Below are 14,281 nucleotides of genomic sequence, written 5' to 3' on the forward strand. Positions count from 1 at the left end.
CTTTGCTCGACGCCGGGCTCCGGATTAATCAATGGGCACGGTCGCGCCCTACAACAGCTTCTCCACCTCCAGCTCGCTTTTCAGATACGCGTAATAGATCGGCGCGGCGACCACGCCGGGCAGGCCGAAGGCCGCTTCCATCACCAGCATCGCTACCAGCAGCTCCCACGCACGGGCGCGGATCTGGGTGCCCACGATGCGGGCGTTGAGGAAGTATTCCAGCTTGTGCACCAGGATCAGGAAGACCAGCGCGGCCAGGCCCACGCCCAGCGACACCGACAGCCCGGCGATGGTGATGGCGGTGTTGGAGATCAGGTTGCCGACCACCGGCAGCAGGCCGACGATGAAGGTCACCACCACCAGCGTCTTGGCCAGCGGCACGTGCACGCCGAACAGCGGCAGCACGCCGAGCAGGAAGACCGCGGTGAACACGGTGTTGATCAGCGAAATCTTGACCTGCGCGAACACGATGTTGTGGAAGGCGTCAGCCAGGCGGCGGCAGCGCAGGCTCAACACGGCAACCAGCGGCCCGACCTGATGCGCCGGCCGGGTGCGGCTCAGCGCGATGATGGCGCCCAGCACCAGGCCGATCAGCACATGCACGAAGGTGCGCGCCGCTTCCTTGCCGGCCAGGCGCAAGGTGCCGGCATGCCGGTGGGTCAGCTCCATCACGCTGATCCGCAGGTCGTCGACGCTGTCGGGCAGGTGGTTGATCAGCACCGCGGGCAGTTGCTGGCGAGCCTTTTGCACCAGCGGCATCAGCTGTTGTTGCCACAGCAACTCGGGATTGCCGATCTCGGCGCGGAAAAAGCTGATGGCGCCCAGGATCAGCAGCAACAGCAGCCCCACCACCAGCGCACCCAGCAAGGCCACCACCACCACGCGGGCACGGTCGCCGGAGATGCGCCGGCCCAGCAGCGGGGTCATCGACTGCACCAGTTCGAACACCAGCAGCCCGCCCAGCAGCGCGGGCAACAGGCGCAGCTCCACCACCAGCAGCAAGGCGATGGCGGCCAGCACGTAACTGATCTTGCGCAACATCGGAGACGGCGGGCGCCAGGTGGGCGACGAGGGGAAGGACGGCGCGGGATCCATGCATATCACTGCGAGGTGGGGCGGCCAGTGTAATGCCTGGATGGACTCCGCCTGGCGAACCGATGCATGCCGATCGGCCGATGTTTCGTGCCCACCGGTTCGGCGATCATGGGTGCTTCATTCCACGCTTCAGGAACGCCATGACTCTTCGTCTCCCCGCCGGCTTGCTCGCGTTTGCCCTGCTGGCCGGTTGCGCCAGCGTGCCGGTGCCGACGGCCACGGTGCCGTCCGATGACAACCTCAACGCGGTGGCGTGGAGCCAGACGGCCATCGAGCACGACCTGATTTACCTGCAGACCTATCGCGATGCGCAATCCCGGTTGCTGACCGCCCTGAACGACCCGCAATGGGACGCGCTGGCCACCAGCGACCGGGTTGCGCCGCCGGTGCAGTTGCCGCCAGCGGTGGTGCTGGATATCGACGAGACAGTGCTGGACAACTCGCCCTACGCGGCGCGTCTGGTGCGCAGCGGCAAGGAATACGACGAGGCAAGCTGGCAAGCCTGGTGCCGCGAGGAGAGCGCCCGCGCGTTGCCGGGTGCGGTCGCGTTCACCCGCTTCGCCGCCAGCCATGGCATCGCGGTGATCTACATCTCCAATCGCAGCCGCGACCTGGACCAGGTGACGCTGGCCAACCTGCGCAAGGTCGGCCTGCCGGTTTCCGGGCCGGACGCGTTCCTGGGCCTGGGCACGGTGGTGGCTGGCTGCACGCAGGTGGGCAGCGACAAGAGCTGCCGCCGCCAGCAGGTGAGCCGGCATTACCGGGTGTTGATGCAACTGGGCGACCAGCTCGGCGATTTCGCCGACTTCCCCGCCGACCGGGCCGCGCGGTCGCAGGCCATGGCCCGTTATCTGCCGTGGATCGGCACGCGCTGGTTCGTGCTGCCCAACGCCACCTACGGTGCGTGGGAATCGGCGCTTTTTCACGACCAGTGGAGCACTCCGCGACAGGAGCGCCGGCGGCAGAAAATCGAGGCGCTGCGCTACTGACGAAACACGCCAATCAAAATCAACATGTTACGCGACAATAGAAAGGCGTTGCCTTAACTTTCACACCAAAGTAATATCTGCCTTGCCGATCCTGCTGACCGCGAGTTTGCAGACGAGGCCGTTTCCCATCCGGTTTTGCCGGATTTCCCCGTGAGGCTCCAGCCCGCGGGGTTTTCTTTTTGTGGGCTGCCCGAAACCGGTCCCTCGCCCTTGTTCCGCACCGCGCCGGCCCTTAACCTGCCCGGTCACGGCGCGCACCGGCGTTTCGCCCTGCTGCCACCCACCGCGAGAATCCGCCCATGCGCATCACCCTTGTTCGTCACGCCCTGCTGCCGCTGCTGGCCGCGTTCGTCCTGGCCGGCTGCCATGGCAAGGACGATCCGACCCAGCCCGGTGGCAGCACGCCGGTCGCCTCCGTGCAGAGCTCGGTGGAGCTGTTGAAGAAGGGCGACCTTGCCGGGCTGTGGAAGCACGCACTGCCGCCGGCGGATTACGCCACGCTGCGCGCCGACTGGAGCAAGCGCGACCCCAACCAGCCGCCGATTACCGAGCAAGACCGCGCCCGCTTCAACGAGACACTGCAGAAATTCACCGCGCCCGACGCGGAGCAAAAGCTGTACGCCGAGCTGGAGCCCAAGCTGACCCAGATGGAGCAGCAGTACAAGGACCAGTTGCCGGTGCTGATCAGCATGGGCGACGCGCTGGTCAAACGCGGCATCGCGCAGAACACCACGCTGGATGCGCAGCAGAAGACCCAGGCCAATGCCGTGGTCGACGTGCTGGCACCGTGGGCGCAGAAGACGCCGTGGTTCGACCAGGCCAAGGCGAAGCAGGCCGTCCACGTGGCCGTCACCACGGTGCGCCAGCTGGACCTGAAAAGCCCGGAAGCGCTGCGCGCGATGGATTTCGACACCGCCATGAAGAAATACGCGATCGGCTATGCCGGCGCCAAGCAGTTGCTGGCCATCTACGGCCTGTCGGTGGATGACACGCTCGATTCGATCAAGCTCAGCGAGCTGGAGAACAAGGACGGCCACGCCAGGGTGAAGATCGACTACACCTTGCTGGGCAAGCCGCTCTCCACCGAAACAGCGATGGTCGAGGTCGATGGCCGCTGGTACAGCGAGAGCATGCTGAAGAACGCCCGCCAATCGCATCAGCAGCATGAAGACAACGCGGCCGCCGCACCGGCACCGGCACCGGCCGGCAGCGCCGCTCACACGGACTGATCGGCGCAACCGTTTAGAATAGGCGGATGCCAAATCATTCAAACGCGGACGCCCCGCGCAGCCGGGCACCCTGGTGGTTCACCCTGGCCGGGCAGTTGTTGCAGTCCTGGGTGCGCATCCGCCGGGACCCCGCCGAACCGGCGACCTTGCTGCAGGCGGGTGTGCCCGTCTGCTACGCGATCGAACGCGACGGCTTTTCCGACGCCCTGATCCTGCAGCGCGCCTGTCGCGAGGCGGGCCTGCCCAGCCCGATGCAGCCGCTGGCCGGCACCCGCCGGCGGCGCTCGGTATTTGCGCTGGCACGTCGCGACGGCTGGATCTTCGGTCGCATCCGCAGCCGCACGCCGAACGAGCCGCTGGGCCAGCTGGTGCACTCGCTGGAGGGCTTCCCCGAGCGCGACATCCAGATCGTGCCGGTATCGATCTACGTGGGCCGCGCGCCCAACCGCGACAGCGGCTGGTTCCGTGTGCTGTTTTCGGAAAACTGGGTCATGGTCGGCAGCTTCCGCCGGCTGCTGGCGTTGCTGTTGAATGGCCGCGACACGGTGGTGCAGTTTTCCGCGCCGGTGTCGCTGCGCAAGGTGCTGGCCGAATCGGGCGACATCGCGCCGGAGCGTTTCGCGCGCAAGATCGCCCGCGTGCTGCGCACCCATTTCCGCCGCATCCGCACCGCCGTGGTGGGGCCGGACCTGTCGCACCGGCGCACCGTGGTCGATTCGGTACTCAATGCCGAACCGGTGCGCGCGGCGATCGCCGCCAGCGCCGCCAAGGAAAAGATCAGCCACGCCAAGGCCTGGCGCAAGGCGCACAAGATGCTGCTGGAGATCGCCGCCGATTACTCGCACCCGGTGGTGCGTTCGGTGTCGTTCCTGCTGTCCAACTTCTGGAACAAGCTGTACGACGGCATCGCCATGCACCACTTCGACAAGGCCCGCGCGGTGGCGCCCGGCCACGAAGTGATCTACGTGCCCTGCCATCGCAGCCACGCCGATTACCTGCTGCTGAGCTACCAGTTGCACGTGTCCGGCGTGGTGGTGCCGCACATCGCCGCGGGCGTGAACCTCAACCTGCCGGTGATCGGGCCGATCCTGCGTCGCGGCGGCGCGTTCTTCATGCGCCGCAGCTTCAAGGGCAACGCGCTGTACTCGGTGGTCTTCAACGAGTACCTGGCGCAACTGATCGACCGTGGCGTGCCGATGGAATATTTCATCGAGGGCGGCCGCTCGCGTACCGGCCGCCTGCTGGCGCCGCGTGCAGGCATGCTGGTGATGACCGTACGCGCCTTCCTGCGCGCACCGCGCCGGCCGGTGCTGTTCCAGCCGGTGTACATCGGCTACGAAAAGCTGATGGAGGGCAACGCCTATGCCGGCGAACTCAGCGGCAAGCCGAAGGAGAAGGAATCCCTGCTGGGCTTCCTGCGCGGCCTGAAGGTGCTGCGCCAGCGCTACGGTCATGTGGCGCTCAATTTCGGCGAACCGATCGAGCTGAATCCGCTGCTGGACGCCACCGGCACCGACTGGCGCGCCGGCAGCGGCGACCCGGATGCCCGCCCCGAGTGGCTCAACGACGTGGTCGACCAGGTGGCCGAACGCATCCAGATCAATATCAACCGCGCCGCCGACGTCAACCCGATCAACCTGCTGGCGCTGGTGCTGCTGGCCACGCCCAAGCACGCGATGGCCGAGAGCGACCTGCTGACACAGCTGGAGCTGAGCAAGGCGCTGCTGGAGGAACTGCCCTATTCCGACCGCGTCACGCTGACCCCGATGAACCCCGCCGGGATCATCGCCTACGGCGAGCAGATGGCCTGGATCCAGCGGGTCAAGCACCCGCTGGGCGACGTGCTGACGGTCAGCGGCGAGCAGGCGGTGCTGCTGAGCTATTTCCGCAACAACGTGCTGCACCTCACCGCCACCGCGGCGTGGGTGGCCTGCTGCTTCCTCAACAACCGGCGCATGGCACGCGCCACCGTGGTGCGGCTGGGCACGCTGATCTACCCGTTCATCCAGAGCGAGCTGTTCCTGCCGTGGGACAGCGACGGCTTCGCGGCGCAACTGGAAGCCACGCTGGACTTCTTCATCCGCCGCGGCCTGCTGGAATCGCGCAGCGACGGACGCACGGTCGAGCGCGGCCCGGGTCAGGAAGACAGCGCCTTCCAGCTCAAGGTGATCGCACGTGGCCTGCTGCAGGCGTTCGAGCGCTACTACATCACGCTGGCGGCGCTGGCCAAGCACGGCCCGCACACCATCACCGGCTCGGAATTGGAAACCGCCTGCACGCTCACCGCGCAACGGCTGGGCCTGCTCAACGAATTGTCCGCGCCGGAGTTCTTCGACAAGGCGCTGTTCCGCGGCTTCATCCAGAAACTGCGCGAGCAGAAGATCGTGTGGACCGACGAGGCCGGCAAGCTCGATTACGACAGCGCGCTGGAAGGCATGGTGCGCGACGCGCGGGTGATCCTGTCGCGCGATGTGCGCCATTCGATCCTGAAGATCACCCAGGGCGGCGGCGAGAAGGAGCCGCCGGCCGAGACGGGCGAGGCGGACACGGCGGCGTGATGCGACGGCGTTCGCGTTCGTCCTGAGCGCAGAGCAGGAGCGCCCTCATCCGCCCTGTCGGGCACCTTCCCCCGCAAGCGGGGGAAGGGAAAAGTCGCGGCGCCGAGGGAATGCGTGAAGCGCAGCGTCGCTTCCCTTCTCCCGCTTGCGGGAGAAGGTGCCCGAAGGGCGGATGAGGGCGCTTTTCGCCCCCCCGCCGCTCCACACAACCCCATCCTGTAACATCACCGCCCATGAACGAGCAGCCCGAACCCTCCGCCGCCCCGACCACCCATTTCGGTTTCCGCGACGTCCCCGTCGGCGACAAGCAGAAGCTGGTGGGCGAAGTATTTACCTCGGTGGCGCGCAGCTACGACCTGATGAACGACCTGATGTCGTTCGGCGTGCATCGGCTGTGGAAGCGGCATTTCGTGGCGATCAGCGGCGTGCGCCGCGGCGATCGCGTGCTGGACCTGGCCGGCGGTACCGGCGACATCGCCGCGCTGCTGAAGCCGGTGGTGGGCGAGACCGGCGAAGTGGTGGTGGGCGACATCAACGCCGCCATGCTGGGCGTGGGCCGCGACCGGCTGACCGACCGCGGGCTGGTGTCCGGCCTGCGCTGGGCGCAGCTCAACGCCGAGGCGCTGCCGTTTCCCGACAACAGCTTCGACGCGGTGACCATGGCCTTCGGCCTGCGCAACGTCACCGACAAGGACAAGGCGCTGGCCGACATCTGCCGCGTGCTGAAGCCCGGCGGCCGCCTGCTGGTGCTGGAGTTCTCGCGCGTGCAGAACGAGCTGTTCAACAAGCTCTACGATTTCCACTCGTTCAAGGTGCTGCCGAAACTGGGCCGCCTGTTTGCCGGCGACGCCGACAGCTACCAGTACCTGGCCGAATCGATCCGCAAGCATCCCGACCAGGAAACGCTGAAGGGGATGATGGAACGCGCCGGCTTCGGCAAGGTGGAGGTGCGCAACCTCACCAACGGCGTCGTGGCGATCCACCGCGCGTACAAGCTGTAGGAGCCTGTCGGACCTTGGCTGGTCGGTCTGAGAATCCGCCTGTGTGGTCCACATTCCCGCCGACTCGACCACCAAAGCCCGACAGACGGCTCGCAGCGCGGCCTCGCTGATCCAGATCAGGGGCCTGGCGCGGATCGCGGCGTATGTTGATGACCTCTTGCAACGAGGTATCAACACCATGTCGATCGACGCCCTACCCGAAGCCAATGTCCACACGTTCGACGCACGCGGCGTGGCCCGGCGTTTCCGCCATTCGGCCATCTTCGCCGCCATCGGCGTGCTGCGCTCGGGCGAAACGATGCGCTTCATCAACGACCACGACCCGATCCCGCTGATCGCGCAATTGAACGAGCGCCTCGGCGAAAACCTCACCGTGACCTACCGCCAGCGCGACCCCGGAGCGATCGTGATCGACTTCGGCATCGTCGGCCTGCCCATCGAGTGAGCGCCGCGATGCATTACCCCGCGTTCTATGACGAAGCTCCGCGCATCGCGATGCGCGATCCGCTGGCCGCCCTGCTGGGCGCCGCCGACGATGGCCTGATCGACTACGGATACGCGGATGCCGTGCGCCTGGCCGGCCACTCCTGCCCCACCGTGGCCGGTGCCTACCTGATGGCGCGCACGGCCCTGCGCACGCTGTATCCGGACCAGCCGGCCGAGCGCGGCGGCATCTGCGTGCGCATGCCGGCGGCCGAAGACGAGGGTGTGACCGGCGTCACCGCGCAGGTGCTGACGCTGATCACCGGCGCGGCTGCCAGCAACGGTTTCCACGGCATCGGCGGGCGTTTCGTGCGGCAATCGCTGCTCAGTTACGCCGCGGTGAGGGGCGCCAGCGCCGTGCAGTTCCACCGTCGCGACAACGGCGACGCGGTGTCCGTCGAGCTGGACCTGAGCCGCGTACCGCCAGCGCCGCAACTGCGCGAATTGATGGGCGCGGCACTCGACCCGGCCGCCACCGCGGCGCAACGCACGGCATTCGGCCAGGCCTGGCAGGATCGCGTGCGGCGGCTGTTGCTCGATCACGCCGACGACCCGCAAGTGGTGCGGTTGACGCAGTTGCAGTGAGCGCTCCGCCGGAGGCCAGGCGCCCCGGCTGATACCCGCCCGACAGCTCGCTGCTCCCTCCCCTGCTCGAAGGGGAGGAGAGCAAAGCGGGCCTGTGCTCAGGGTTTGCCGAGTCCCAGCACATCCAGGCCCTGCTCGAAGCGGATATCGACCGGGATGTTCGCCTCGGCCAGCCGGTTCAAATCACCCGCCAGCTTCGCATCGGCCGCCCCCAGCTGGTCGGTCAGCTGCTTGGCCGCGTCGTAGTCGCCGTCGCCCTGGATGGTCAGCAGCTTGGTCGACAGCGAGCTCATCGCGGCGGTCATCTTGTCGAAATCGACGCGGTAGCGGCCGGTTCTTTCATCGCGCGTGAACGCACCCGCCTGCTTGAAATAGTTGAAGCGCACCATGTTCGCCCGTGCGTGCGCGTCGCTGGCGCCGAAGCGCACCGAGCGCAGGATGCCGGCCAGGAAGGTGACGTAGTTGTCCATCAGCCTGGTCTTGTCCAGCTCGCCCTTGTCGGCCAGCTTCACCACCATGTACAGGCCCAGCACATCGGCCTTGCCTTCCTCGAAACTGGAGGCCTGATCCTTCAGCGCCTTGCGCACCGTGCCCTTGCCATCCAGCGTCTGCTTGATGCCCAGCCCGTGCGCCACCTCGTGGAACATGGTGTTCTGGAAGAACGCGTCGAAGGTGAGGTTCTGCTGCTGGTCGTCGGCGATCAGCAGCTTGCCGATGGGCAACATGATGGTGTCGAACTTCGCCTTCATCACGTTTTCCAGCTGCAGCCGGCGCGTGCCTTTTTTCAGCTGCACCTGCTCGTCGTTGGGCAGGTTGATGGCGATGGTCTTGGCGCCGGCGTTGGCGTCGCCGCCGTAGTACACCGCGAAGTAGGCGTTGAGGTCGGCATCGGAGCCGGGCTTCTCCGCCTTGTAGCGGTCGGGCACGGGCAGGCCGCGCTGCAGTTCGGGCAGGTATTTGGCGAAGCGCGCCAGCTTGGCGCTCCAGGCCTGGTCCTTGATCAGCACGTAGGATTCGTAGCTGGCCTTGTAGCCGTAGAGCTGGTCTTCGTAGGTTTCGATGGGCCCGATCACGATGTCGACCGGGTTTTTCTTCATGTCCATCCAGGCCAGGTCGCTGGGCTGGTAGTTGTCGCTGAGCAAGGCATCGGCGCGCAGCGTGAGGTACTTCCTGAAGCCCGCGTCCTGCGCCAGCTTGGCGGCATCGCGCAGCAGGCCGGCGGCTTTCTCAAGCTCGGCCTTGTACGCCTCGTGATAGGGCACGGTGATCAGCTGGCCCTGCGCGTCGCGGCGCAGCAGGGTGTAGAGCGAGGTCTTGTCTTTCAGCGGCGACTGGTCGAACTGCTCGCGGGTCATGTCGGCCGGGTAGAACTGCGCGCCGGGCGGGCGCTCGACGACGCCATCGACGAAGGGCTTGTCGTTGTTGAGCCGGTCCCACGGGCCGTAGTTGAGTTCGGCGAACTCGCGCGTGGCCGGGTCGGTGATGCGGCTCAGCAGTGCGTCCTTGTCGCCCCACGACTGGCGCCAGTAGATCGCGTTCATGCTGTCGGCCGCTTCGACCAGCAGGGCGATCATCTTCTTCTGGCGCTTGTTGAACGCGGACAGGTCCGCTTCCAGTTTCACCGGCGCGTAGCTGGCCAGGCGCTGCGCCACGCTGCCTTCTTCCGCCGTTGCTGCCGCACTCGCGGCAGAGGCCGGCGCCGAGCTGGCCGGGGCTGGCGCCAGCTCCTCTTTCGACACCGGTGCGATAGGCGCCGCATCGTGGCCGGATGAACAGCCCGCCAGCGCAAGCAGCAGGCACAACGGGAGCAGGCGTCGATGCATGGAAAGTCCTCCGGCGAAAGGGCCATGGTATCGCCTGCGCCGGTGTCCGCAATGCGATGGCGATCGCATGCGGACGCGCGCCGTTCAGCCGGAAATGGCCAGCCGCTCCGAGCGGTACAACTGCATGCCGATCGCCACCGCCACCAGCGCGGCCGCCGCGGTACCCGCCAGGCACAACAGCATGTGCATCGGCGCCACACCGGTGCCGCGCAGCAGGTCGATGATGCCCAGGTGCTGGCCCAGCAGCGGTACGGCGTACATCCATTCCTGCGGCTTGATCGGCATCACCATCAACATGATGCTGGGCAGGATCGGCAGCATCATCAATAGCGACAGGTACGTCTGCGCCTCGCGGTAGCTCTTGGCGAAGGCGGCCACCAGCGATTGCAGCGCCGCCAGCAACACGATCATCGGCCACTGCAGCAACAGCACGTTGGCGGCGAAATGCCAGCCCAGGTTGATTTCCATGCCCAGCTTGTCGGTGGGCAGGAAGCGGCCGACCAGCGAGAACGCCAGCAGGCAGATCAGCAGGCTTGCGGTGGAAAACGCGCAGATCGCCGCCAGCTTGCCCAGCAGGATCTTCCAGCGCGGCACCGGGTTGGCGAACAGCGGCTCCAGCGATTGCCGCTCGCGCTCGCCCGCGGTGAGGTCGATCGCCAGATACATGCCGCCGATGAAAATGGTCAGCACGAACAGGTACGGCAGCATGTTGAACAGCAGCACCGCACGCGATTCCGCCGTGGCCTGATCGCGCCGCGCCACCTGCACCGGCCACGCCGTACCGGGTGACAGGCCGCGCGCCACCAGCCGCATCACACCTTGCTGGCGCGCGTACGACTGCACCAGCTGGTTTACGCGGTCGACCGAACCGCCGGCATCGCGCTGGGACGAGTCGTAGATCATTTCCACCTGCACCGGCTCGCCCTGGCGCCAGGCCTTGGGGTACTCGGCGCTGAGGCGCAGCACCAGATCCGCCTCCTGTTCGCGCACGGCTTTTTCGGGGTCGGCGATGGCCGGCTGCGGCACGATGCCGCCGGCTTTCAGCGCATCGATCAGGTTGGGCGCGTATTGCGCGCCGATCACCGGCACCTTCAACGGCTGCTCGGCCTTGTCCAGCTGGCGGTGGATGGACACGCTGATCAGCATCACGAAGATCAGCGGGGTCAGCAGCGGGCCGGTGACGAACGCGCTGATCAAGGTGCGCCGGTCGCGCAGGTTCTCGCGCACTTCCTTCAGGAACACGGTGACGAACGCACGGCTGCGGCGCACGCGGGTGGGCTTGATGACGTTCATGCGGCCAGGCCCTCGTCGCTGCCGATGATCTTCACGAAGGCATCCTCCAGGTTCGCTTCACCGGTTTGTGCGCGCAGCGCATCGGGTGTTTCGTCGGCCACTACGCGGCCGCGCGCGATCACCACGATGCGATCGCACAGCGCGCCCACCTCCTGCATGATGTGGCTGGAAAACAGCACGCAACGGCCTTCGGCGCGCAGCTTCAGCATGAACTGGCGCAAGGCGCGGGTAGCCATCACGTCCAGCCCGTTGGTGGGCTCATCGAGGATCACGTTGCCGGGATCATGGATCAGCGCACGGGCGATCGCGGTCTTCACCCGCTGGCCTTGCGAGAAGCCCTCGGTACGGCGATCGGCGATGTCGCCCATGTCTAGCGCCTGCACCAGCGCTTCGCGGCGCTCGCGCACTTCGTCGTCGGGCAGGCCTTGCAGGCGCGCGAAATAATCGATGTTCTCGCGCGCGGTGAGCCGCTTGTACAGCCCGCGCGCATCCGGCAGCACGCCCAGCCGGCGGCGCACCGCCAGCGGGTCGACGGCCGCATCGATGCCGTCGACCAGCACCTGGCCGCGGTCGGGCGTCATCAAGGTGTAGAGCATGCGCAGCGTGGTGGTCTTGCCGGCGCCGTTGGGGCCGAGCAGGCCGGTGATCTCGCCGTCACGAGCGGTGAAGCCGACACCATCCACGGCGCGCACGTCGCCGAATGCCTTGTGCAGATCCTTTACTTCGATCATGGCGCCGCTCCCTTATGGCGTTGAACCGTTGAAATCGATGAACAGCGGCGGGGCCTGCAACCGGTCCAGGCAACTGGCGTCCAGCGCCTTGGGCTGCAGATCCTCGATGAATGTTTTCACCAACCGTGGCGCGCAACCGGCACCCATCACGTTGTGGCCCTGGCCCTTGAGCACCAGGTGGCGCGCATCGGTGAGCCCCTTCAGCACCGCCTCGCCATAGGCCGGCGGCGTCACCGGATCGTATTGGCCCGACAGCAGCAAGGCCGGCGTGGCACCGCGCAAAGGCTGGTGGAAATCGGCCGGCCGCGTGCCCCGCGGCCACACCGTGCACACCGCCTGCAGCGCCGCGATCATCCGCGTACCCAAGATGGTGTCTTCATCCTGCGGACGCGGGCGCAGCAGATCCGCATCCTCACTGCAGATCACCGACGACTGCATGCCGCCATCCATCGAATCGACCAGGTCGCCCTGCAGCAATTTCGCCTGGCCCAGCAGCGGCCCCACGTCGCCGTGTGCGGCCGCGTCGATCGACAGCGGCAACAGCGCGGCGGTGATTGGCGTGTAGGCGAACATGCGCACCACGCTGGCCAGTGAATCCTCGCTCAGCACGCGCTGCACGCTCTGGTAGCTTTGCGGATCGCGAAAGCTCACCTTGTGCGGGTTGGCACGCAGCGCATCGCGCAATTGGTAAAGCGTCTGGTACGGGTCGCCGAAGCGCGCCTTGCAGGCGGGCTGCGCCGTGCAACGGGCGAATTGCAACTTCAATGCCGCATCGAGGTTCTGCGCAAAATCCTCGCCCAGCACCAGCGGGTTCGGCACCACGCCATCGAGCACCAGGCTGCGAATCGCGTCGGGATAATGCATCGCATATTGCTGCGCCACGCGCGTGCCGTAGGACACGCCGACCAGGTCGAAACGCGGCGAACCCAGCGCGCGGCGCACGTCTTCCAGATCCTGCACGGCAATGGTCGTGGTGTAGTAGCGCGGATCGGCGCGCGATGTCACCTGCTGCAGGCAACGCGCCGTTTCCGCCCGCAGCGCCTCCGGGTCGAAGCCCACTTTCTCGTCCGTGGCCGCCTGCTCGGGGCCCTTGCAGCTGAGCGGGTTGGAATGGCCGGTGCCGCGCTGGTCCAGCAACAGCACGTTGCGGTGCGCCAGCAGCGGGTCCAGCGCGTTTGCCACCGACGGCCAGCTTTCCGTGGCGGCCTGGCCGGGGCCGCCGGCCAGCAGCACCACCATGTCTTTCGCCGGCAGTTGCGCCGCCGAGCGGATCACCGCCAAATTCAGGGTGATCTTGCGGCTGTGCGGATCGTCCCGATTTTCCGGCACCTCGAACGGCGCGCACCATGCCGCGCTGGAAAGCCCGGTGTGCGGCTGCGGCAGTTCGCAGGCGGTCAGCGTGAGCGAACCCAGCCGCCAGGTGCGCGGCTTCTGCGGCGCGCTGGTCGCGATGGCGTCGTCACTGGCGGGCGAAGCGGTTGCATCGGTGCGTGCCCGGTCAGGATGGAAGTAGCTCCAGCCGAACCAGCCCAGGGCCGCCGCGGCGAGAACGATGCGAAACACGGTGCGCGGTGCGAGCTTCATGGCGCGGGCTCCTCGTGGGACCGGAAAAGGGTAATGGCGTCGTGCATCATCAGCGGGTATGGCATCGACATGCCCTCATGCGCCCGGGTCGAAGATCGACTCGATCGGACGGCCAAACAAGGCGGCAATCTTGAACGCCAGCGGCAGGCTGGGATCGTACTTGCCGGTCTCGATGGCGTTGACGGTTTGCCGCGACACATCCAGCCGCTCGGCCAGGTCGGCCTGCGACCAGCCCTGGTCGCCGCGCAGTTCGCGCACATGATTATTCATGGTCGCGGTAGCGCCTTGCGACCAGCGGCTTGGCGATGCCGAAGATGGCAAACAGGCATGGCATCACCCAGATCGCCACCGCATCGCCACGCACATGCCAGCCGATATCCGCCAGCGGCAGCAGGCCGAAGCTGAAAAAGCCGAAAGCCGTCGACATCGCGGCGATCGCGATGGCCTCCAGGTCGATGCGCCGCTCCAGTTCATCCTGGTCGCGCAACACGCGGACCATGGCGCGTATCAGCAGCACGATCGGCAACAGCGGGAGCACCGCCAGCGCCATTCGACCAACGACACTCTCCATGCGGGAGACCAGCGTGCCGGACACCATGATGAGCACCAGATAGCCCACCATCGCCGGAAGAAACTCGCGCAGGTAGCGCCTGTGCACCGGGCGCAGCGCCTCCTCGCGGGCGAAGCGGGCGCACAACAGCCACGCCACCCCGGTGACGGCGGCGACGATACCCGCCGTCACCAGCCAGCCGCGATGGGTGAGCCCACCGACGAGCAGGCAGGGCAAGGCGCCAAGCACGGCCATGCCACCCATCGCGGTCAGGATGCGGCGGTTGGTGAGCTTCAGCGGCGATTTCGATGGTTCGGACATGCGACGGCTCCGGTGGTCTTGCACGTTGGCGATCATGAT

Annotated in this window: 13 protein-coding genes; 6 read left to right on the forward strand and 7 right to left on the reverse strand. The window is 66.8% G+C overall.

Annotated elements, in window-relative coordinates:
- Window positions 1-48: 48 nt before the first annotated feature.
- Window positions 49-1,041, reverse strand: coding sequence for an AI-2E family transporter (locus UU9_RS09935; RefSeq protein WP_007081620.1), 993 nt, complete (start codon window positions 1,039-1,041; stop codon window positions 49-51).
- 194 nt (window positions 1,042-1,235) lie between these two features.
- On the opposite strand from UU9_RS09935, the gene UU9_RS09940 reads away from it, so the two are divergent.
- From UU9_RS09940 to UU9_RS09965, 6 genes are all read left to right on the forward strand, one after another.
- Complete coding sequence (locus tag UU9_RS09940; protein ID WP_040670734.1) at window positions 1,236-2,084, forward strand: 5'-nucleotidase, lipoprotein e(P4) family; 849 nt, start codon at window positions 1,236-1,238, stop codon at window positions 2,082-2,084.
- Window positions 2,085-2,383: 299 nt separating this feature from the next.
- Window positions 2,384-3,313, forward strand: a complete 930-nt coding sequence (locus UU9_RS09945) for a hypothetical protein (protein ID WP_007081622.1) — start codon at window positions 2,384-2,386, stop codon at window positions 3,311-3,313.
- A gap of 26 nt (window positions 3,314-3,339) precedes the next feature.
- On the forward strand, window positions 3,340-5,871 hold the full coding sequence (plsB, locus tag UU9_RS09950; protein WP_007081623.1) for a glycerol-3-phosphate 1-O-acyltransferase PlsB: 2,532 nt from the start codon (window positions 3,340-3,342) through the stop codon (window positions 5,869-5,871).
- A 233-nt stretch (window positions 5,872-6,104) separates the two neighbouring features.
- Window positions 6,105-6,872 (forward strand): bifunctional demethylmenaquinone methyltransferase/2-methoxy-6-polyprenyl-1,4-benzoquinol methylase UbiE, encoded by a 768-nt coding sequence (ubiE, locus tag UU9_RS09955; RefSeq protein ID WP_007081624.1) that lies wholly within the window; start codon window positions 6,105-6,107, stop codon window positions 6,870-6,872.
- A gap of 178 nt (window positions 6,873-7,050) precedes the next feature.
- Entirely contained in the window at window positions 7,051-7,317 is a 267-nt protein-coding gene (locus UU9_RS09960; protein ID WP_040670765.1) for a DUF2249 domain-containing protein, read from the forward strand.
- 8 nt (window positions 7,318-7,325) lie between these two features.
- Window positions 7,326-7,940 (forward strand): FmdE family protein, encoded by a 615-nt coding sequence (locus tag UU9_RS09965; protein ID WP_007081626.1) that lies wholly within the window; start codon window positions 7,326-7,328, stop codon window positions 7,938-7,940.
- Between the two features lie 98 nt (window positions 7,941-8,038).
- Here the strand turns inward: UU9_RS09965 and UU9_RS09970 are convergent, their stop codons facing one another.
- The 6 genes from UU9_RS09970 to UU9_RS09995 form a co-directional block, all read right to left on the reverse strand.
- Window positions 8,039-9,763, reverse strand: coding sequence for a dipeptidyl-peptidase 3 family protein (locus UU9_RS09970; RefSeq protein WP_007081627.1), 1,725 nt, complete (start codon window positions 9,761-9,763; stop codon window positions 8,039-8,041).
- 84 nt (window positions 9,764-9,847) lie between these two features.
- Window positions 9,848-11,056 carry an ABC transporter permease gene (locus tag UU9_RS09975; RefSeq protein WP_007081628.1) on the reverse strand — a complete coding sequence of 403 codons (1,209 nt, stop codon included), beginning with the start codon at window positions 11,054-11,056 and terminating at the stop codon, window positions 9,848-9,850.
- A complete protein-coding gene (locus UU9_RS09980) occupies window positions 11,053-11,787 on the reverse strand; it encodes an ABC transporter ATP-binding protein (RefSeq protein WP_007081629.1) in 735 nt (244 codons plus the stop codon). Before UU9_RS09980 ends, UU9_RS09975 begins: the two co-directional genes overlap by 4 nt.
- A gap of 12 nt (window positions 11,788-11,799) precedes the next feature.
- A complete protein-coding gene (locus UU9_RS09985) occupies window positions 11,800-13,371 on the reverse strand; it encodes an alpha/beta hydrolase (RefSeq protein ID WP_007081630.1) in 1,572 nt (523 codons plus the stop codon).
- A 75-nt stretch (window positions 13,372-13,446) separates the two neighbouring features.
- Window positions 13,447-13,641 (reverse strand): helix-turn-helix transcriptional regulator, encoded by a 195-nt coding sequence (locus tag UU9_RS09990; protein ID WP_007081631.1) that lies wholly within the window; start codon window positions 13,639-13,641, stop codon window positions 13,447-13,449.
- Entirely contained in the window at window positions 13,634-14,242 is a 609-nt protein-coding gene (locus tag UU9_RS09995; protein ID WP_237710266.1) for a hypothetical protein, read from the reverse strand. The genes UU9_RS09990 and UU9_RS09995 overlap by 8 nt, the downstream gene beginning before the upstream one ends.
- Between the last annotated feature and the right edge of the window lie 39 nt (window positions 14,243-14,281).

The sequence above is a fragment of the Rhodanobacter fulvus Jip2 genome, assembly GCF_000264315.1.
Taxonomy (GTDB): domain Bacteria; phylum Pseudomonadota; class Gammaproteobacteria; order Xanthomonadales; family Rhodanobacteraceae; genus Rhodanobacter; species Rhodanobacter fulvus.